We start from the raw sequence: 20,284 nt of genomic DNA, 5'->3' as shown, positions 1-20,284 counted from the left end.
CGGCTTCTTGGCGGCGCCCATCCGAAGTCGCTCTCCGCGCTGATCACCGTGGCCCGGGCCGAGTTCGGATCGGCCATGGCCGCGCAGGACCGCGATCGGTGGGAGCGGGCCGCCGATGTCCTTGCGGTCGCTGCCCAGAAGGCATCCGCGGCACTCGGGTCACGCCACCCCTTGTCCCGCTCCGCGCTGGTCAACCTCGCCACCGCGGAGTTCGAGGCGGCTCAGGCCCTGGACGATGAGCGTCGCCTGGAGAGAGCGCGACTCATGCTCGTGGCCGCGGCCCAACACGTCGAGGAGGAACGGCGTACGGCCCCAGCGCCTGTGCCACTGCCCTCCTCGGGGACCCGGGCAGGCGATCAGACGTTGGCTCGGGGGATCGCAACCGTGCAGGAGTCTGCATCCCCTACTCCCGAACAGCGGCACGTGCCAGACGAGGCAGAGCCCCTGCGCTTCAGCGTGCTCGGACCGGTGCGCGCCTGGCGCGGCGACGGGCAACTTCCCACCGGGTCCCCGCAGCAACGGGCCCTGCTGGCCGTCCTGCTGTTGCGCGCGGGCCGCACCGCGACCGCGGCCGAGCTGATCGACGCCCTGTGGGGCGAGGAACCGCCCTCGCGGGCACTGGCAGCGGTACGGACGTACGCCTCCCGGCTGCGGAAGGTGCTCGGCTCCGGGGTCCTGTTCAGCCAGACGGGCTGCTACGCGATCCGCGGGCTGCGCGACGGGGCGCTGGACCTCTCGGCGGCCCAGGCGCTGGCCGCGGATGCGGAGAAGGCGAAGAACGCCGGGGACCTGTTCCACGCACGTGACGTACTGAACTTCGCGCTGGACCTGTGGGACGGGGAGCCGCTGGCGGGCGTGCCGGGCCCGTACGCGGAGGCGCAGCGGGTGCGGCTGGAGGAGTGGCGTCTTCAACTCCTCGAATCCCGCCTGGACATGGACCTGGAGCAGGGCTGCCACGCGGAGGCGGTCAGCGAGCTGACCGCGCTCACGGCGGCCCATCCCCTCCGCGAACGCCTGCGCGAGCTGCTGATGCTGGCGCTGTACCGGAGTGGCCGCCGGGCCGAGGCGTTGGCGGTGTACGCGGACACGCGCCGCCTGCTGGCGGACGAACTGGGCGTCGACCCGCGCCCCGGCCTGCGGGACCTGCAGCAGCGCATCCTCCGGGCCGACCCGATCCTGGCGGAACCGTCGGCACCACCGGCCCCTGGACCGGCAGCCGTCCAGGTGCGCCCGGCGCAACTCCCGGCGACGGTCGCGGACTTCACCGGCCGGGTGGCCTTCGTATTGGAACTGAGCGAGGTCCTGGCATCGGCCGAGGGCCGCGTCGTGGCGGTGTCAGCACTGGCCGGCATCGGCGGCGTGGGCAAGACGACCCTCGCGGTGCACGTGGCCCACCAGGCACGAACCGCCTTCCCCGACGGCCAACTGTACGTCGACCTCCAAGGCGCGGGCTCCCGCGCGGCCGAACCGGAGACCGTACTGGGCGCGTTCCTGCGGGCGTTGGGCACCCCGGACTCCGCGATACCGGACTCCCTGGAGGAACGGGCCGCGCTGTACCGGTCGATGCTGAACAGGCGGCGGATGCTGGTGCTGCTGGACAACGCCAAGGACGTGGCACAGGTACGGCCCCTGCTGCCGGGCACGGAGGGCAGTGCGGCGCTGGTGACGGCGCGCGCGGATGGTGGACCTGGGAGCCCACCTCGTCGACCTGGACGTGATGTCTCCCGAGGAGGCGTTGCAGCTCTTCACGAAGATCGTCGGCGCGGAACGGGTGGCCGCCGAGCGGAAGTCGGCCCTGGACGTGGTCGCGGCCTGCGGCTTCCTGCCCCTGGCGATCCGGATCGCGGCGTCCCGGCTCGCTGCCCACCGGACGTGGACGGTGTCGGTACTCGCGGCCGAACTGGCCCACGAGCGACGCCGGTTGGACGAACTCCAGGCCGGCGATCTGGCCGTGAAGGCGACTTTCGAGCTGGGCTACGGCCAACTGGAGCCCGCACAGGCACGCGCGTTCCGCCTGCTGGGCCTCGCGGACGGCCCGGACATCTCCCTCGCGGCGGCAGCGGCCGTACTGAACCTGGAGACGGAGGAGACTGAGGACTTGCTGGAGTCCCTGGTGGACACGTCGTTGCTGGATTCGGCGGCGCCGGGGCGGTATCGGTTCCATGATCTCGTACGGCTCTTCGCACGTGCTCGTGCGGAGCGGGACGAGCAGCCTCCGAGTGAGCGGGAGGCGGCCATGTCCCGGCTGCTCGACTTCTACTTGGCCACCGTCGCGGGGGTCTATCTGATCGAACGTCCCGGAGACCGGTTCGTGGATTACCTGGAGCGGACCTACCACCCCGGCCTGACCTTCCCCGACCGTCACACCGCCCGGGGCTGGCTGTCTACCGAGGCGATCTCCCTGCTGGCCTGCGTACGTCAGTCAGCGCGGCCCGGGACTCTGCGGCGTGCCGTCGACCTCTTGTGGGCCACGGTCGACCTGGCCGAGTCCGGGGCCGACTCCAAGGAGTACGAGGCCGTCGCCGTGCTGCTGCGGAAGGTGGCGAAGGAGGCTAGGGACACTCGTTCCGAGGCACGGGCGCGCGTGTGTCGGGCCTTCATCCGCCACATCTCCGGCAACAGCTTCGACGTGGCAGGCCAGGAGGCCGACCGCGCCGCCGCGTTGGCCGCAGAGGCAGACGACCCACTGACCACCTGCTGGTCTTCGAACATCAGCGGTGCGGTGGCGATGTACCGGAACCGGTACAACGACGCCGAGGCACACTTCACTCGCGCCATCGAGAATTTCCGTGCGTTGGAGGACCGCCTGGGTGAGGCAAGCGCCCTGTGCAACCTCTCGCGCATCCACCTGGCCACCGGACACACACGGACCGCCGTGACTCTGGCTCGGCAGAGCACGGAGATCTACGACTCCATGGGCAATTCCATGCGTGGCGCCGACGCTCGCTACGTCCTGGGCCTGGCTCTCACTCGGAGTGGAGATCTCGACTCCGCGACCATTCGACTCCTTGAGGCACTGGAGGTCTTCCGTGAGAGCCACCAGCGGCTATGGGAAGGCATGGCCCTGTTCCGCCTGGCCGAGGTCGACATCGCCGGTCAGCACTACGCGCAGGCGGCCGCGAACGCCGAGGCGGCACTGACCGTGCTGCACGGCATTGGTGGCGAGTGGCGGCACGCCACCGTCCTCACCGTGCTCGGACGCGCACTCACCGGTGTCGGCCAAACGGACCGCGCCCGGGTGTGCCAGCAGGAGGCTCTACGCATCTTTGAGGAGGTAGGAGACTCCGTTGCTCAATTCCGGATGGCCGGTCAGGCGGTGAGCCAGTAGGCCAGGCGTTCGAGGCGGCTGACGCGGGGGCGTGCGGGGGTGTCGGTCCAGTGGGCGTCGAACCGGATGATGTTGATCACGGTGGCGGAGAAGGCGTGTTGGAGGCTGACTTTGGCCAGGCCGCGGTAGCGGGCCCGGCGGATCCCGGTGATGTCCAGGGCCTGGTTGACGGTGCCCTCGATCCCGGCGCGCAGGACGTACTTGGCCCGCCACGCTTCGGTGTCCTGCTCCTTGCGGGCCGCGGCAACTCTCTCGTGGATCTCTTTCGGCCGCAGGGTGAGCATGCGGTTGCCGCGGACGGCGGCGGTGCAGAGGGTGCGGGCCGGGCAGGCGCGGCAGTCGGCCTTGGCGAATTCGATCACGATGGCGTCGCGTCCGTGCTGCTTGACCGGGTGCCAGCCGGTGCTGCGGTGTCCTTGGGGACAGCGGACCTGACGGGTTGTCCAGTCGATGCGGAAGGCGCTCTTGTCCAAGCCGTCCGCTGCCTTGGCTTGCCGGGAGTGGTCCGCGAGCAGCGGGGTGACCATGGCGATGCCTTCGGCCGCGGCGGCGGTGACCAGGTCCGCCGAGGGGTAGCCGGAGTCCAGGTAGTGCTCGCTGGGGGCGATGCCGTGCTCGGCGAGGCGCTGCTGGATACCAGTGGTGGCCTTCACGTCCGGCACGGTGGCGTCGGTGGTAGCTACGTCCGTGATCAGGTTCGGCATCCGGCGGCCGTGCCGTTCGGCTCCGGCTCCGGCTCCGGCTCCGGCTCCGGCTCCGGCTCCGGCTCCGGCTCCGGCTCCGGCTCCGGCTCCGGCTCCGGCTCCGGCTCCGGGGAGAGTGTCGCAGCTCTCCGTCAGATGGATCTTGTATCCGCACCAGAACAGGTCATCGCCCTTGGCCGCCCAGCGGGCGTCGGTGTCGTAGGGCGAAGCCAGGCGGCATCTGCCGGGCGGGACGCCCTCGCTGTCGGCGTCCCGCTTGATGATCACCTTCCGTCCCCGCGTGTCGGTGCGTCGGTAGTAGGTCTGCACCAGGACCTGGCGAAGGACGGCCACGGCTTCGATGTCGCGGATCCAGGCGGGGGCGGCGGGCGACCAGGCGGCCTGGCAGAGCGCGTAGCCGTCCTGGGCGAACACCAGCGCCAACCGGTCACGCTTGGTCTGGGATTCCGCATGGTCCAGCCGTTGAACCTGGGCCCGTAGCGGTGGGCGAACTCCGCCACGTCGATCTCCCCGGCCAGCCAGGCGGGGGCGGCCACGGCGAGGGCCTCCAACGCGGCGCGGACGCTCTCCCCGGCCAACTCCAGGCGGTTGAGGTCCCGCACGGCGCTGATGACGTGGGTGGCCTCGGTGCGCTGCTTACCACCTGCCCCGATCAGGCCGACATCGCGACAGTGAGCGACCAGCCGGTCGAACACCGCCCGCTCCAGGCCGTGGCCGACCAGACGGGTGCGGAACCTGGTCAGCACAGTGTGGTCGAAGCCGGTATCCGTCAGCTCCGCCCCGATCGCGTACTTCCAGTCGATGGCCCGCACCGCCATCGCCGCTGCCTGCCGGTCCGTCAGGTTCTCCGCGAACTGCAGAACCGTGACCAGCGACAACACCGCGGGCGACATCCCCGGGGCTCCGCGCACGCCGAAGGCATCGACGAACGGCTCGTCGGCGAACACCTCCGCGAGTCGATCACGCACCCGGATCGGCAGACTGCCTTTCGGGAACGCTGCACGCGCCACGGCTGCGGTCTGCTCCGGCACCGCGGGCAGGCCCTTGGACGGCAGAGACATCGATTCCACCCCCGCGGCCATTCGACGGGCTACCAGCCACGGAAGCGATCATGCCGTCAACACAGCGTCCCTCGCAGAGAGTTGAGCAACGGAGTCATCGACCGGCTCAAAGCCCTGCCGAGCCCCGGCTGACCAACCACACCGACCAACCCAACGATCCGCACCACCACACCGGAGCAGTGGAACCCGGCGCCCACCCGACGCGACACCCGGGCTGTCGGCCTACCCACTCTCAGCCACCGAAAGCGAAACGGTCCGCCGACTGTCGGCAGGCCGTCAAGAAAGATCGAGGCTAGAGCTGTTCGGCCCTTCGAGGAACTCGTCGTCGCGGGCGAGGTCAGGCACTTCGGCCTGTCCGAGGCCAGAGTGTCGGATCAACCGCCTCAACACCTATCCGAGCCCTTCCCGAGCAAGCCGCGAGAGGTGGTGCGGAAAGATATAAACGCCGATCTTCCTCGACTCGAAGGTGCAGAAAATGACTTCCAGCGAAAACATCGACAAGACCGCTGTTCTCGGAATCCTCCGCCTGGGTTTTGGATGTGCCCCGGCCGCCTTCACCGAAGCCGGCGTGGAGCTGGGACTGTTCGACGCGATGACGGATTCCCCCATGAGCGCCGCGGAACTCGCCGTCGCCGTCGATGCCGATGCCGACGCTTTGAATCGGCTGCTCCGGGCGCTTGTCTTCACCGGCGTGGTGGAGCGGGCCGGGGCGGACCTCTATGGGCACACCCCGCTGTCCCGGCAGCTGCGCTCCGACGTTCCGGGTGATTCCGGATATCTGATTCGCTGGGGCATGACGCGCATGATGAACGAGATCATGCGCCACACCGCGGACACCGTCCGAAAGGGATCCACCCTTTTCGAGCAGGTGTACGGCAAGCCGTTCTACGACTACCTCTCCCAGGACGACCTTGAGGCTGCGGAGATCTTCAACCGCGCGATGATCGGCAACTCCGGACGGGTCAGCAGCGATATCGTCCAGAAGATAGATCTCACGCAGGCCCGGACTCTCGTGGAAATCGGCGGGGGCCGTGGCCGTCTCATCAAGGAGATCCTGGAGGAGAATTCTCACCTCAATGGTGTCCTGCTCGATCTCGATTACGTACTGGACGACGTGCTGACGGAACTGCGCCCCGGCGGCGAGCTGTCGTCCCGGATCCAGCTCGTTCCCGGCGACGCCCGCAAGAGCGTCGACGTCAAGGGCGACGTGTACATCCTCAAGAACGTCCTGCACATGTGGGACGACCAGACCGTCGTCGACACCCTCCGCAACGCGGCCGAGGCGGCGGGGCCGAGCGTACCCATCTACATCATCGACGTGGTGCTGGAGACGGGTGGAGAGACCGACGACGCCAGCAGCTACATGGACATGCTCATGCTCCTCATCATGGACGCCAAGGAGCGAAGCATCAGCGAGTGGACCAACCTCTTCGACCAGGCGGGACTGGACATCGTGGCTCAGACCCGGCTGAGCGACGGTCACTTGACGATGCTGGAGGGTCGGGCCCGCTGAGCGTGCCCCCCTGGCTCGAACGCTGTGGTTCCGGCACACAGCCCCACTTGGTCCTCGTCCGCCGGATGGGGACCAAGTTCTGTTGACGTTGAGTCACCTCATTGCCTCCTCCCCTCCTTGGAGAAACGTCATGTCCCGTCGTCTGTTCACCTCGGAGTCCGTGACCGAAGGTCACCCCGACAAGATCGCTGACCAGATCAGCGACACGATCCTCGACGCGCTTCTGCGCGAAGACCCCACGTCCCGCGTCGCTGTCGAGACGCTGATCACGACCGGTCTGGTGCATGTGGCCGGCGAGGTCACCACCAAGGCCTACGCTCCCATCCCGCAACTGGTGCGCGACAAGATCCTGGAGATCGGCTACGACTCCTCGAAGAAGGGCTTCGACGGCGCCTCCTGTGGCGTGTCGGTGTCGATCGGTTCGCAGTCGCCGGACATCGCGCAGGGTGTGGACACGGCGTACGAGAAGCGGGTCGAGGGTGCCGCCGCGGGTGAAGAAGGGGACGAACTCGACAAGCAGGGCGCCGGCGACCAGGGCCTGATGTTCGGCTACGCGACGGACGAGACCCCGGAGCTGATGCCGCTCCCGATCCACCTCGCGCACCGTCTCGCGCGCCGTCTGTCCGAGGTCCGCAAGAACGGGACGATCCCGTACCTGCGCCCCGACGGCAAGACCCAGGTCACCATCGAGTACGACGGCGACAAGGCGGTCCGGCTGGACACGGTCGTCGTCTCCTCGCAGCACGCGAGCGACATCGACCTGGACTCGCTCCTGGCTCCCGACATCCGCGAGTTCGTCGTGGAGCACGAGCTGAAGGCTCTCCTCGACGACGGCATCAAGCTGGAGACCGAGGGCTACCGCCTGCTGGTCAACCCGACGGGCCGGTTCGAGATCGGCGGCCCGATGGGCGACGCGGGCCTCACCGGCCGCAAGATCATCATCGACACGTACGGCGGCATGGCCCGCCACGGCGGCGGCGCCTTCTCGGGCAAGGACCCGTCCAAGGTCGACCGCTCCGCGGCGTACGCGATGCGCTGGGTCGCGAAGAACGTCGTCGCCGCCGGTCTGGCCTCGCGCTGCGAGGTCCAGGTCGCGTACGCGATCGGCAAGGCCGAGCCGGTGGGCCTGTTCGTGGAGACCTTCGGCACGGCCAAGGTCGACGCCGACAAGATCGAGGCCGCGATCACGACGGTCTTCGACCTTCGCCCGGCCGCGATCATCCGCGACCTCGACCTGCTGCGCCCGATCTACGCGCAGACGGCGGCGTACGGCCACTTCGGCCGCGAGCTGCCCGACTTCACGTGGGAACGCACGGACCGCGTGGACGCGCTGCGCAAGGCCGTGGGGGTCTGACATGCAGATCGCAGTCACCGGTTCCATCGCCACCGACCAGCTGACGACGTTCCCGGGCCGCTTCAGTGAGCAGCTGCTGCCCGACCAACTCGCCAGCGTGTCACTGTCCTTCCTGGTGGACGACCTTCAGGTACGCAGGGGCGGTGTCGCCGCGAACATCGCCTTTGGCCTCGGTCTGCTGGGCTTCGCCCCTGTGCTGGTCGGCGCCGTGGGCCCCGACTTCTCCGAATACGGAGCCTGGCTGCGCATGCACGGAGTCGACGTCAGTCATGTGCATGTGAGCAAGCAGTCCCAGACGGCCAGGTTCATGTGCATCACGGACAGGGACCAGAACCAGATCGCCGCCTTCTACCCGGGCGCCATGGCGGAAGCGCGCCATATCAGTTTGGCCGATGTGACAGCTCGTGCGGGCAGGCCCGCCCTCGTCCTCATCGCACCGGACGACCCTCCAGCCATGTTGCGCCACACTTCCGCGAGTCGGCATCTGCGTCTTCCCTACGCCGCGGATCCCTCGCAACAACTGGCCCGCCTGGAAGGCGAGGAGGCCCGCCAGCTCGTCGACGGGGCGCAGTTGCTGTTCACCAACGAGTACGAGGCCGCACTGCTGTGCGAACGCACTGGATGGACCGAGCGACAGGTGCTGGATCGCGTGGGCACCTGGATCACCACCCGGGGCGCCCAGGGGGTGACCCTTGCCACCGGTGAGGACGCGGTCCTCACCGTCCCCGCTGTGCCGACCAAGGAGGCCGTCGATCCCACAGGTGTGGGTGACGGCTTCCGTGCGGGTTATCTCGCCGGCATGGGACGCGGCCTGTCCAAGGAGAGGGCGGCCCAGTTGGGCTGTGCCCTGGCCACCACGGTCCTGGAGACCGTGGGAACCCAGGAGTACCGACTGAGCAGGGACGACCTGCTGGCTCGCGTCGCAGACGCATACGGGGTGGGCGCCTCCTCGGACATCGCGCCCCTTTTGGAGGTACTGACGTGAGGGAGTCTTCCCGCACGCTTCGCGAGGCACTCGCCACCCGAGTGGTGGTAGCCGACGGTGCGATGGGCACCATGCTCCAGGCACAGGACCCGACGTTGGAGGACTTCGAGAATCTCGAAGGCTGCAACGAGATCCTGAACGTCACCCGCCCCGACATCGTCCGCTCCGTCCACGAGGCGTACTTCGCCGTGGGCGTCGACTGCGTCGAGACGAACACCTTCGGCGCCAACCACACGGCGGCGTCCGAGTACGACATCGCCGACCGCGTGTACGAACTGTCCGAGTCCGGTGCCCGTATCGCGCGCGAGACCGCCGACGACTTCGGCGCCCGCGACGGCCGCCAGCGCTGGGTCCTCGGCTCGATCGGCCCCGGCACCAAGCTGCCGTCCCTCGGCCACATCGACTACGTCACCCTCCGTGACGGCTTCCAGGCGAACGCCGAGGGCCTGCTCGCCGGCGGCGCCGACGCCCTGATCGTGGAGACCACCCAGGACCTCCTCCAGACGAAGTCGTCGATCCTGGGCGCCCGCCGCGCCATGGAGGCCACCGGCCTCGACGTACCCCTGCTGGTCTCGATGGCCTTCGAGACGACCGGCACGATGCTGCTCGGCTCGGAGATCGGCGCCGCGCTGACCGCGCTCGAACCGCTCGGCATCGACATGATCGGCCTGAACTGCTCGACCGGCCCGGCCGAGATGAGCGAGCACCTGCGCTATCTCTCCCGCCACTCCCGCACTCCGCTGCTCTGCATGCCCAACGCCGGTCTGCCGATCCTCACCAAGGACGGCGCCCACTTCCCGCTCGACCCCGAGGGCCTGGCAGACGCCCAGGACGCCTTCGTACGGGACTACGGCCTGAATCTGGTCGGCGGCTGCTGCGGAACCACCCCGGAGCACCTGCGGCAGCTCGTGGAGCGCGTGCGGGGCGCCACGCCCGCCGCGCGCGACCCGCGCCCCGAACCCGGCGCCGCCTCCCTCTACCAGACCGTCCCGTTCCGCCAGGACACCGCCTACATGGCGATCGGCGAGCGCACCAACGCCAACGGTTCCAAGAAGTTCCGCGAGGCCATGCTGGACGCCCGCTGGGACGACTGCGTCGAGATGGCCCGCGAGCAGATCCGCGAGGGCGCGCACATGCTCGACCTCTGTGTGGACTACGTGGGTCGCGACGGCGTCGCCGACATGGAGGAGCTGGCGGGCCGCTTCGCCACCGCCTCCACCCTGCCGATCGTCCTGGACTCCACCGAGGTCGACGTCATCAAGGCGGGCCTGGAGAAGCTCGGTGGACGCGCGGTCATCAACTCCGTCAACTACGAGGACGGCGACGGCCCCGAGTCCCGCTTCGCCAAGGTCACCAAGCTGGCCCAGGAGCACGGCGCCGCGCTGATCGCGCTGACCATCGACGAGGAGGGCCAGGCCCGTACCCCGGAGCACAAGGTCGCCATCGCCGAACGGCTGATCGACGACCTCACCGGCAACTGGGGCATCCACGAGTCGGACATCCTCATCGACACCCTGACCTTCACCATCTGTACCGGTCAGGAGGAGTCCCGCAAGGACGGCATCGCCACGATCGAGGCGATCCGCGAGCTGAAGCGCCGCCACCCGGACGTCCAGACAACGCTGGGCCTGTCCAACATCTCCTTCGGCCTCAACCCGGCCGCCCGCATGCTGCTGAACTCGGTCTTCCTCGACGAATGCGTCAAGGCCGGCCTCGACTCGGCGATCGTGCACGCGTCGAAGATCCTCCCCATCGCCCGCTTCAGCGAGGAGGAGGTGCAGACGGCCCTCGACCTGGTCTACGACCGGCGCTCCGCCCAGCAGGGCGACAAACCAGCCTACGACCCCCTCCAGAAGCTGATGGCCCTGTTCGAGGGCGCCACCACCAAGTCCCTCAAGGCGGGCAAGGCCGAGGAACTCGCCGCCCTGCCGCTGGACGAGCGGCTCCAGCGCCGCATCATCGACGGCGAGAAGAACGGCCTGGAGGCCGACCTCGACGAGGCCCTCGAGACCCGCCCCGCCCTCGACATCGTCAACGACACCCTCCTGGAGGGCATGAAGGTCGTCGGCGAACTCTTCGGCTCCGGCCAGATGCAGCTGCCGTTCGTCCTCCAGTCCGCCGAGGTCATGAAGACGGCCGTCGCCTTCCTCGAACCGCACATGGAGAAGACCGACGACGAGGGCAAGGGCACGATCGTCCTCGCCACCGTCCGCGGCGACGTCCACGACATCGGCAAGAACCTCGTCGACATCATCCTCACCAACAACGGCTACACCGTCGTCAACATCGGCATCAAGCAGCCGGTCTCCGCGATCCTCGAAGCCGCGCAGGAGCACCGGGCCGACGTCATCGGCATGTCAGGGCTCCTCGTGAAGTCGACCGTGATCATGAAGGAGAACCTCCAGGAGCTCAACCAGCGCAAGCTGGCCGCCGACTACCCGGTCATCCTCGGCGGCGCCGCCCTGACCAGGGCGTACGTCGAACAGGACCTCCACGAGATCTACGAGGGCGAGGTCCGCTACGCCCGCGACGCCTTCGAGGGCCTGCGCCTCATGGACGCGCTGATCGGCGTCAAGCGGGGCGTGCCCGGCGCCAAGCTGCCCGAGCTCAAGCAGCGCCGCGTCCGCGCCACCGCCGCCGTACAGGCCGAGGAACGCCCGGAAGAGGGCCACGTCCGCTCCGACGTCGCCGTCGACAACCCGATCCCCACCCCGCCCTTCCAGGGCACCCGCGTCATCAAGGGCATCCAGCTCAAGGAGTACGCGAGCTGGCTCGACGAGGGCGCCCTCTTCAAGGGCCAGTGGGGCCTCAAGCAGGCCCGCACCGGCGACGGGCCGACCTACGAGGAGCTGGCCGAGACCGAGGGCCGCCCCCGGCTGCGCGGCCTCCTGGACAAGCTCCAGACGGAGTCCCTGCTGGAGGCGGCCGTCGTCTACGGCTACTTCCCGTGCGTCTCCAAGGACGACGACCTGATCATCCTCGACGACCGGGGCAACGAACGTACGCGCTTCACGTTCCCGCGCCAGCGCCGTGGCCGCCGGCTCTGCCTGGCCGACTTCTTCCGCCCGGAGGAGTCCGGCGAGATCGACGTCGTCGGCCTCCAGGTCGTCACCGTCGGCTCCCGGATCGGCGAGGAGACCGCCAAGCTCTTCGAGTCGAACTCCTACCGCGACTACCTCGAACTGCACGGCCTGTCCGTCCAGCTGGCCGAGGCCCTCGCCGAGTACTGGCACGCCCGCGTCCGCTCCGAACTGGGCTTCGCCGGCGAGGACCCGGCCGACGTCGAGGACATGTTCGCCCTCAAGTACCGGGGCGCCCGCTTCTCCCTCGGCTACGGCGCCTGCCCCGACCTGGAGGACCGCGCCAAGATCGCCGACCTCCTCCAGCCCGAGCGCATCGGCGTCCACCTCTCCGAGGAGTTCCAGCTCCACCCCGAGCAGTCCACCGACGCCATCGTCATCCACCATCCCGAAGCCAAGTACTTCAATACGGGAGCACGTGCATGAGCGCCCTGCACGAAATCCTTGCGAGCGGCAATCACTCCATTTCCTTCGAATTCTTCCCTCCCAAAACCGAGGCCGGGACTCGAACCCTGTGGAAGACGATCCGCCGTATCGAGCCCTTGGCGCCGGCTTTCGTCTCTGTCACCTATGGCGCGGGGGGTTCCACCCGCGATCGCACGCTGGAGGTCTCCAGGCGCATCGCTGCGGAGACGACTCTGCGGCCTGTCGCACACCTGACCGCGGTCGGACACTCCGTCGAGGAACTGCGCCAGATCATCGGCAAATACGCGGACGCCGGGGTACGGGACGTACTGGCTCTGCGGGGTGATCCGCCCGGTGATCCCAACGGGGAATGGCTGTCGCATCCGAAGGGCTTTACGTACGCCTGGGAACTCGTAGGCCTGGTACGGCGGTCGGGTGCTTTCAGTGTGGGTGTGGCGGCGTTCCCGGAGAAGCATCCACGCTCACTCGACTGGGAGAGCGACATTCGGCATTTCGTGGCCAAGTGCCGGGCAGGCGCCGATTACGCCGTCACCCAGATGTTCTTCCATGTGGAGGACTATTTGCGGCTGCGTGACCGCGTAGCGGCGGCCGGGTGTCCCACTCCGGTCATTCCGGGAATCATGCCCGCCACCGACGTACGGCAGATCACCCGATTCGCCGAACTGTCCCACGCGGCGTTCCCCGTAGGCCTCGCCCGCCGTCTGGAGGCGGCACGGGCCGATCCGGCGGACGGCCACCGCATCGGCGTGGAGTACGCGACCACCATGGCGGACCGGCTGCTCGCGGAGGGTGCGCCGGGTCTGCACTACATCACCCTCAACCGGCCCACCGCCGCCCTTGAGATTCACAAGAACATCCACAACCGACTCAGGAGCACGCATGTCCTCTCAGCAGTCAGCTGACTTCACGGACTTCAAGGTCGCAGATCTCTCCCTGGCCGAGTTCGGCCGTAAGGAGATCACTCTCGCCGAGCATGAGATGCCCGGTCTGATGTCGATCCGCAGGGAGTTCGCCGCCAGCCAGCCGCTGGCCGGTGCCCGGATCATGGGCTCGCTGCACATGACCGTGCAGACCGCCGTCCTGATCGAGACCCTGGTCGCCCTGGGCGCCGAGGTCCGCTGGGTGTCCTGCAACATCTTCTCCACCCAGGACCACGCGGCCGCCGCCATCGCGGTCGGCCCGAACGGTACGCCCGAGAACCCGCAGGGCATCCCGGTCTTCGCCTGGAAGGGCGAGACCCTGGAAGAGTACTGGTGGTGCACGGAGCAGGCCCTGACCTGGCCGAACACCCCCAGCGGCGGCCCGAACATGATCCTGGACGACGGCGGCGACGCCACCATGCTCGTCCACAAGGGCGTCGAGTACGAGAAGGCAGGCAAGGTCCCCTCGGCCGACACCGCCGAGTCCGACGAGCACCGCGTCGTCCTCGAACTGCTCGACCGCACCATCACCGACGGCTCGCAGAAGTGGACCCAGGTCGCCTCGGAGATCCGCGGCGTGACCGAGGAGACCACGACCGGCGTCCACCGCCTGTACGAGATGCAGCGCGACGGCGCCCTCCTGTTCCCGGCGATCAACGTCAACGACGCCGTCACCAAGTCGAAGTTCGACAACAAGTACGGCTGCCGCCACTCCCTGATCGACGGCATCAACCGTGCCACTGACGTCCTCATCGGCGGCAAGACCGCGGTCGTCTTCGGCTACGGCGACGTGGGCAAGGGCTGCGCGGAGTCCCTGCGCGGCCAGGGCGCCCGCGTGATCGTCACCGAGATCGACCCGATCTGCGCGCTCCAGGCGGCCATGGACGGCTACCAGGTCGCGACCCTCGACGACGTCGTCGACAAGGCCGACATCTTCATCACCACGACCGGCAACAAGGACATCATCATGGCCGCCGACATGGCCAAGATGAAGCACCAGGCGATCGTCGGCAACATCGGCCACTTCGACAACGAGATCGACATGGCCGGCCTGGCCAAGATCCCGGGCATCGTCAAGGACGAGGTCAAGCCGCAGGTCCACACGTGGAAGTTCCCCGACGGCAAGGTCCTCATCGTGCTGTCGGAGGGCCGCCTGCTGAACCTGGGCAACGCCACCGGTCACCCGTCGTTCGTGATGTCCAACTCCTTCGCGGACCAGACCCTGGCCCAGATCGAGCTGTTCACCAAGCCCGACGAGTATCCGACCGATGTCTATGTGCTGCCCAAGCACCTCGACGAGAAGGTCGCCCGCCTCCACCTCGACGCGCTCGGCGTGAAGCTGACGACGCTCCGCCCGGAGCAGGCCTCCTACATCGGTGTCGAGGTCGAGGGCCCGTACAAGCCGGACCACTATCGCTACTGAGCCGCACGACGCCATGGCTCACGTACGCAGGTCGGCCCCGCTGCGCGTACGCGAGCCCTCGGCACGGTCTCTCTTGAGTCCCGCGTTGGGCTGACCCGTACAAGGAGGACAGCGTGAACGACACCCCGCACGAGGCCGAGAAGCAATACCGCGAGCATCCCTGCGCCCGTCGACATGTCGCTCGTTCCACGACCGACCCCCTCACGCCGCCGCTCCGTCTGGCCGGCGAGGAGGATAATTCGGCCGAATCGCATATAATCCGCGGAATTGATTGACAGAACGTCGGGCGGCGCCGGGCAAGCGCGAAGACGGCTCGCTTGTGCATCTTTCCCCATGCGTAACCACCACGTCATGTCCGGCATCGTCCACTTACACAACTCTTAAGAGTTCAAGCACTTGGGCGGTGGGTAGGAGGTGGTCAGGAAACGAACACGGTGAACTGTGGGCGTTTCCTGACCTGTTCGGAACGGTGAGGAAACCGGAGTACTTCGGTGGCAAGTCAGAGTGAAGTGACATCCACGCTTTGGGAATTCATGCGGACGTCGCTCGAAGACGGTGGTGGAGTTGCGGCGGTACACGGTGCACTCGGGGTGGGAAAGACCGTCTCGCTCGAACGGTTCGCACGGGAGGCACGTGACGCCGGAACAGTGGTTCGCGAAGTCGCCGGGGTGCTGACGGAGCGGGATGTACCGCTGGGACTGATCAAAAGGCTGTTCGACGACGAGATCGCGCGGAACGCGGACGCGGAACGCCTGTTGGAGGCCACGCACTGCTGTGGCGGAGAGGTGACACAGCTCTGCGGGCCGTGCCATTCCCTGGCATCCAGGATGTACGCCCAGATAGAGGAGTCGCTCCGGCGGATCGACGGAACGTCTCCCACCGTCCTCATCGTGGACGACCTGTACCTCGCCGACGCACCCTCACTCTGGGTGCTGCGTTCTCTGCTGTACCGACTGCAGCGACTTCCCGTCTTCCTGATTCTCTCCGGCTGTTATCCCGCCGATTCGAGGCAGCTTCGGGACTTCCGGTTCGACCTCATGAAGAACAACCCCTCCCTGCTGTCCCTGGAACTGTCGCTTTTCACGTCCCGCGAAGCGGCCAAGCTGATCCGGAAGGTGACGGGGAGTCGCCCCACGCCGGCTCATGTGAAGGAAGCCATGGAGCTGACCGGGGGGAACGCGCGCCTGCTGGCGGCTGTCGCCCAGGGCATGAAGGCTCTGCCGGGGTCGGGACATTCGCCGGAGCAGGGGCTGGACCAGGGACAGGGCTTCCGGGAGGTGGTGAAGCTGTTGGTCTGCAACAGCTATGTGGCCAATCTCGAAGGGGTCGCCCGAGCCATGGCGGTCCTCGGCGGTGGTGTGCCGGTCGCGCTGTTGAGCGCCCTGAGCGGGGTCGAGCCGACCGAGACAGCGGACGCCGTTGAGCTGATCGAGGCGATCGGGCTGGCCTCGGACGGTGCTTTCAGGCACCCGGCGATCCGTGCCGTGATCCTGGAGGACCCCGCTTTCAGGGAGCGCGTGGACTTCCATCGGTCGGCGGCGCGGCTGCTGCATCAACGAGGCGCGTCCGCACGCGAGGTAGCCGAGTACATTCTCGCCGCCGGAGTCACGACGGAGTCCTGGGAGACGGCTGTACTGCGGGAGGCCGCGCGACAGGCACAGGTCCATGGCGAGTGGCACGAGGCAGTGAACTGTCTGGACCTGGCGCGCACATCTCCGTGCGACCCCGGCGAACAGCCGGAGGTCCTGATGGAAACCGTCTGCGCCAAGTGGCGGGTGGACGCCCATGCGGCCCTGAGCCACCTCCCCGAACTGGTGTCGCTCGCCCAGGGCGGGCGACTGTCCGGCCGCAGTGTCATATCGGTCTCTGCGATGCTCGCCTGGACCGGGCGGCAGACGGAGGCCGACCAGCTGCTGGGCCTGTTGAGCGACCCGGACCGCGGGGAACTGGACAGGCACCTCAGCCTGGTGGGGAGGCCGCAAGCGGCACCCGGGCAGGCGACAGCACCGGATCCTTCCCCGGCCGGCCCGGAGCACGCCACCACATCCGCCGCTCTGTGGTTGGGCGATGCGACGGCGGCGGTCGTCGATGCCGACATGGGCAGAACGCCACGGGCTTTCAAAGTGTGGAAGCAGACGGTCCGCTCCTACTTCCTGGACGCCGACCAGGCGAACTGGATCACCGATGTCGGGTTCTTCACCACGAGGCTTTTGAACCACATCTGCCTGGTGCTACCGGAAATGCCCTGCCTCGACGGCCTGGAGAAAGACGCCTCCGCACGTATGAGCCCGTTCCGGCGCATGATGCTGCACTGCTCACAGGCGGTCAGCGCACTGACCGGCGGAAATCCGGCCAAGGCGGAAAAAGATGCCCTCAGCGCGCTCTCCCAGCCCTCCAGCTGGGGCATCTACGTGGGTCTTCCACTGAGTGTTCTGATCCTTTCCCAGGTACAACAGGGCAAGTTCGAAGAAGTGAAATCGACCCTGCGCATACCCGTGCCCGTGAAGTTCTACGAATCGGAGCTGGGCCGCCTGTACTTGTATTCTCGCGGAATGTATCGACTGGCCATCAGGATGCCTTATTCCGCACTGGGGGATTTTCTCGCGTGCGGTGAGATCGAAAATCGCCTGGCGATTCCTTCCGTGTCCACCTGCCCCTGGCGGTCCAGGTCCGCGCAGGCGTATCTCCTCCTGGGCCGGGAGAAGGAGGCGACACGTACTGCGAAAGAGGTCATCGCCACCTCGGGCGACACCTGGGCGAAGGCGATAGCCCTGCGGGTGCTCGCGCTCGCCCGCCCGGTCGAGTCCCGGGCGGACCTCCTTCGCGACGCGGTCGGTCTGCTGGAAGGGGGCGTGCATCGGGTCGAACTCGCCATCTGCCTGTACGAGTTGGGGCGTACCCACTACGCCCTCGACCTTCCGAAGGCGGGCCGGGTGCTCAATCGCCGGGCCTGGAGCATCGCCGGGTTCGCCGGGTTCGAACCACTCCTGCGGGCCGTGGTGGCCAGCGGACCGGCTGACGCGGTCATGGCCTCGTCGCCGGCGGACCTCGCCGCCGACGACGACCCGGGCGAGGCGCCGGACGATCGCCGGCAGCGGCCCGACACGTCGGCCAAGCCCTCCGTCAGCGGTGCCGACCTGCTCAGCTCGGCCGAACGGCGGGTGGCATGGCTGGCCGGCATCGGGCACAGCAACCGAGAGGTGGCGATCCGGCTCTCCATCACGGTGAGCACCGTCGAGCAGCACCTTACGAAGATCTACCGGAAGCTCGGTCTGAAGCGCAGGGAAGATCTGGTGACGGCGGTCCCGATTCCGTCGGACGGGCTGCTTCGGTGACACCCGCAGCCCGGGAGCGTTCCCGGGCACTCGCCGACACAGCCGCGAGCAGAGCGACAAGACCGCCCAGGCACAGGCTCGCCCGCACGCCGAGGGATGCGATGATCCACCCCGTGATCACTGCTCCCACGGTGGTGGATCCCTGCATGATCAGCGTGTAGAGGGCGAGCACCCGACCCCGGTAGCCCGGCTCCGTACCCAACTGGACGCGATGGTTGGCGGCCTGGCCGAAGTAGACGGACGCACACCCGGTCGCCGCCAGCAGGACGACGGCGGCCGGGAATCCGGGCGCCCCGCCCGCAGCGATCTCCAGCAGCCCGAGGACCGCCGCCGACACGACGACGGTACGGTTCGACGGGCGTCCGGTCCGGCTGGCGGTGACGAGCGCCGCGCACAGGGAGCCGAACGAGAACGCCGCGGTGAGGAGACCGAACGACCGGGCGTCCGTGTGGAACACGTTCTTCGCCAGCAGCGGCAGCGTGAGCTGGAAGTTCAGCGCGAAGACGCTCACGAAGAGGACCAGCAGCAGCGGCGTCACAAGGTCGGGCCGGTCCCGCACATGGCGCAGGCCGTCCCTGATCCCACCGCGCTGTCCCGTCACCGGAATCCGTAGTTCGGCCGGCCGCATGAGCCGCAGACAGACCAGGACGGTGGTGTAGCTCGCCGCGTTGAAGGCCATGACGGGCCCGACCCCGAACGCGGAGATGACCAGACCGGCCAGCGCGGGGCCGACGACGCGGGCGAGATTGAAGTACGCGGCGCTGAGCGCGGACGCGTTCGGCAACAGCCCGGGCCCGACCATTTCCCCGACGAACGACATCCTGGTCGGAACCTCGACCGAGTTGACGACGCCCAGGAAGAACGCGAAGGCGAACACCTGCCACAGCCGCACGGCACCGGTGAACACCATCACCGCGAGCCACAGCGACCCGACGGCGGAGGCGGCGTTGCACAGTCCGAGCAGCCTGCGTTTGTCATACCGGTCCGCGAGCTTTCCGCCGTGAAGTGTGAACAGCAGCAGCGGGCCGAACTGGGCCGCGGTGACGAACCCCAGGGCCAGGCCGGAGTCTCCGGTCAGCGAGAGGACGAGCCAGTCCTGGGCGACGACCATCATCCAGGTGCCGGACACCGACAGCACCTGCCCGGTCACGAACAGCCGGAAGTTCCTGACGGCCAGGGACCGGAAGATGCCCCGGTCGATGTTCCGGCGCGGCCGGCCGCCGCTCATGGCCGGGGGTCCGGGCCGGCGTGGGCCGCGGGCAGCGCCTCGTGCGGGACGAGACAGCTCTCCAGGAAGGCGATGGCCCGCAGATGGTACGAACGGGCCGCCCAGCCCAGGCTGATGTTGTGGCCGGCACCCGACTGCCGGTCGACGGTGATGTGCCGGGCGGCGGTGAACCAGGCGGTCAGATCTGCCAGCGCCACGTCGTCATGCCGCCAGAACGCCTCGTGTTCGGCGAAGGTCAGTCGCACCGGCGCCTCGACGCCGGGCGCGGTGGCCCGGAAGAGTCCGGGCCAGCGCGTCAGCTCCGCGCGTTCGGCGTGGGGCATGGGTTCGACGAGCCTGCGCCCGGCGCCGAACGTCCCGGGCGGGTAGAGACGCAGTGGGCCCCAGCTTTTCGGGACCCAGCCGCGTTCCAGCGCTTTCGACACCTGGCCGGGGTCGATCGCGTAGGCGTACCCGCAGCCCGAGATGTCCAGGCCGATCAGCCGCTGCGGCGGGTGCTCGGCGGCGGCGACGAGCGCGACCTTGCCACCGTAGGAGTGTGCCAGGAGAAAGAATCCGGCCCCGGTCTCGTACCGGGCGGCGAAGTCGTCCAGCGCCGCCCGCAGGAGCCCGGCCTGTTCGCTCACGCCCAGGCCGGCCGGCAGTCGGGCCGCGGAGGCCCGGTAGCCGGGCCGGTCCACGGCGAGCACGGTGAGCCCGAGAGCGGCCCCCAGCGACAGCAGCGACAGCGACGGGTGGGCCGGGCCGGTGAAGTAGTCGGCGTTCATGCCGCCGCCGTGCAGTGCTACGACGACGGCGCGGGGCGGCGCTTCGACGGGCTCGCTCAGCAGGGCGGACAGAGTGATGCCGTCGGCGTCGAGCGTGATCCGCCGGACGTCGGTGGCCGACTCACGAGCCGGTGAGGCCATGGGGATTCTCCTCGTGTGG

Annotated in this window: 12 protein-coding genes and 1 pseudogene; 9 read left to right on the top strand and 4 right to left on the bottom strand. The window is 68.3% G+C overall.

Annotated elements, in window-relative coordinates; translation table 11 throughout:
* The first annotated feature begins 264 nt into the window (after window positions 1–264).
* A pseudogene (locus OG787_RS42890) lies at window positions 265–3,328 on the top strand (AfsR/SARP family transcriptional regulator).
* Here the strand turns inward: OG787_RS42890 and OG787_RS42885 are convergent.
* On the bottom strand, window positions 3,310–4,032 hold the full coding sequence (locus tag OG787_RS42885; protein ID WP_369036310.1) for a transposase: 723 nt from the start codon (window positions 4,030–4,032) through the stop codon (window positions 3,310–3,312). The pseudogene OG787_RS42890 and the gene OG787_RS42885 overlap by 19 nt on opposite strands.
* 263 nt (window positions 4,033–4,295) lie before the next feature.
* Window positions 4,296–5,093, bottom strand: a complete 798-nt coding sequence (locus OG787_RS42880; protein WP_369036284.1) for a transposase — start codon at window positions 5,091–5,093, stop codon at window positions 4,296–4,298.
* Window positions 5,094–5,568: 475 nt separating this feature from the next.
* On the opposite strand from OG787_RS42880, the gene OG787_RS42875 reads away from it, so the two are divergent.
* From OG787_RS42875 to OG787_RS42840, 8 genes are all read left to right on the top strand, one after another.
* Entirely contained in the window at window positions 5,569–6,606 is a 1,038-nt protein-coding gene (locus tag OG787_RS42875) for a methyltransferase (RefSeq protein ID WP_369036283.1), read from the top strand.
* Between the two features lie 130 nt (window positions 6,607–6,736).
* Complete coding sequence (gene metK, locus OG787_RS42870) at window positions 6,737–7,960, top strand: methionine adenosyltransferase (RefSeq protein ID WP_369036282.1); 1,224 nt, start codon at window positions 6,737–6,739, stop codon at window positions 7,958–7,960.
* A gap of 1 nt (window position 7,961) precedes the next feature.
* On the top strand, window positions 7,962–8,945 hold the full coding sequence (locus OG787_RS42865; protein WP_369036281.1) for a carbohydrate kinase family protein: 984 nt from the start codon (window positions 7,962–7,964) through the stop codon (window positions 8,943–8,945).
* The gene (gene metH / locus OG787_RS42860; protein WP_405538913.1) at window positions 8,942–12,451 is read left to right on the top strand and encodes a methionine synthase; all 3,510 of its coding nucleotides are present in this window, start codon (window positions 8,942–8,944) and stop codon (window positions 12,449–12,451) included. The genes OG787_RS42865 and metH overlap by 4 nt, the downstream gene beginning before the upstream one ends.
* Window positions 12,448–13,353 (top strand): methylenetetrahydrofolate reductase [NAD(P)H], encoded by a 906-nt coding sequence (gene metF / locus OG787_RS42855; RefSeq protein WP_369033874.1) that lies wholly within the window; start codon window positions 12,448–12,450, stop codon window positions 13,351–13,353. Before metH ends, metF begins: the two co-directional genes overlap by 4 nt.
* Window positions 13,331–14,794 (top strand): adenosylhomocysteinase, encoded by a 1,464-nt coding sequence (gene ahcY / locus OG787_RS42850; protein WP_405538911.1) that lies wholly within the window; start codon window positions 13,331–13,333, stop codon window positions 14,792–14,794. Before metF ends, ahcY begins: the two co-directional genes overlap by 23 nt.
* Before the next feature lie 113 nt (window positions 14,795–14,907).
* A complete protein-coding gene (locus OG787_RS42845; RefSeq protein ID WP_369033872.1) occupies window positions 14,908–15,069 on the top strand; it encodes a hypothetical protein in 162 nt (53 codons plus the stop codon).
* A 258-nt stretch (window positions 15,070–15,327) separates the two neighbouring features.
* Complete coding sequence (locus tag OG787_RS42840; RefSeq protein WP_405538909.1) at window positions 15,328–18,129, top strand: AAA family ATPase; 2,802 nt, start codon at window positions 15,328–15,330, stop codon at window positions 18,127–18,129.
* On the opposite strand, the gene OG787_RS42835 is transcribed toward OG787_RS42840, so the two are convergent.
* On the bottom strand, window positions 18,041–19,357 hold the full coding sequence (locus OG787_RS42835) for an MFS transporter (protein WP_405538907.1): 1,317 nt from the start codon (window positions 19,355–19,357) through the stop codon (window positions 18,041–18,043). The genes OG787_RS42840 and OG787_RS42835 overlap by 89 nt on opposite strands.
* Entirely contained in the window at window positions 19,354–20,265 is a 912-nt protein-coding gene (locus OG787_RS42830; RefSeq protein WP_369033869.1) for an alpha/beta hydrolase, read from the bottom strand. Before OG787_RS42830 ends, OG787_RS42835 begins: the two co-directional genes overlap by 4 nt.
* Between the last annotated feature and the right edge of the window lie 19 nt (window positions 20,266–20,284).

It is taken from the genome of Streptomyces sp. NBC_00075, from assembly GCF_045041225.1.
GTDB classification, from domain to species: Bacteria; Actinomycetota; Actinomycetes; order Streptomycetales; family Streptomycetaceae; genus Streptomyces; species Streptomyces adonidis.
Note: the sequence above shows the minus strand (reverse complement) of the source record. Positions and strands in the feature narration are given on the sequence as shown.

What these genes read in the sequence shown, in the direction of transcription:
- OG787_RS42885 (WP_369036310.1), bottom strand. Translation starts at nt 4,032, where the DNA reads ATGCCGAACCTGATCACGGACGTAGCTACCACCGACGCCACCGTGCCG.
- OG787_RS42880 (WP_369036284.1), bottom strand. Translation starts at nt 5,093, where the DNA reads ATGTCTCTGCCGTCCAAGGGCCTGCCCGCGGTGCCGGAGCAGACCGCA.
- OG787_RS42875 (WP_369036283.1), top strand. Translation starts at nt 5,569, where the DNA reads ATGACTTCCAGCGAAAACATCGACAAGACCGCTGTTCTCGGAATCCTC.
- metK (WP_369036282.1), top strand. Translation starts at nt 6,737, where the DNA reads ATGTCCCGTCGTCTGTTCACCTCGGAGTCCGTGACCGAAGGTCACCCC.
- OG787_RS42865 (WP_369036281.1), top strand. Translation starts at nt 7,962, where the DNA reads ATGCAGATCGCAGTCACCGGTTCCATCGCCACCGACCAGCTGACGACG.
- metF (WP_369033874.1), top strand. Translation starts at nt 12,448, where the DNA reads ATGAGCGCCCTGCACGAAATCCTTGCGAGCGGCAATCACTCCATTTCC.
- ahcY (WP_405538911.1), top strand. Translation starts at nt 13,331, where the DNA reads ATGTCCTCTCAGCAGTCAGCTGACTTCACGGACTTCAAGGTCGCAGAT.
- OG787_RS42840 (WP_405538909.1), top strand. Translation starts at nt 15,328, where the DNA reads ATGCGGACGTCGCTCGAAGACGGTGGTGGAGTTGCGGCGGTACACGGT.
- OG787_RS42835 (WP_405538907.1), bottom strand. Translation starts at nt 19,357, where the DNA reads ATGAGCGGCGGCCGGCCGCGCCGGAACATCGACCGGGGCATCTTCCGG.
- OG787_RS42830 (WP_369033869.1), bottom strand. Translation starts at nt 20,265, where the DNA reads ATGGCCTCACCGGCTCGTGAGTCGGCCACCGACGTCCGGCGGATCACG.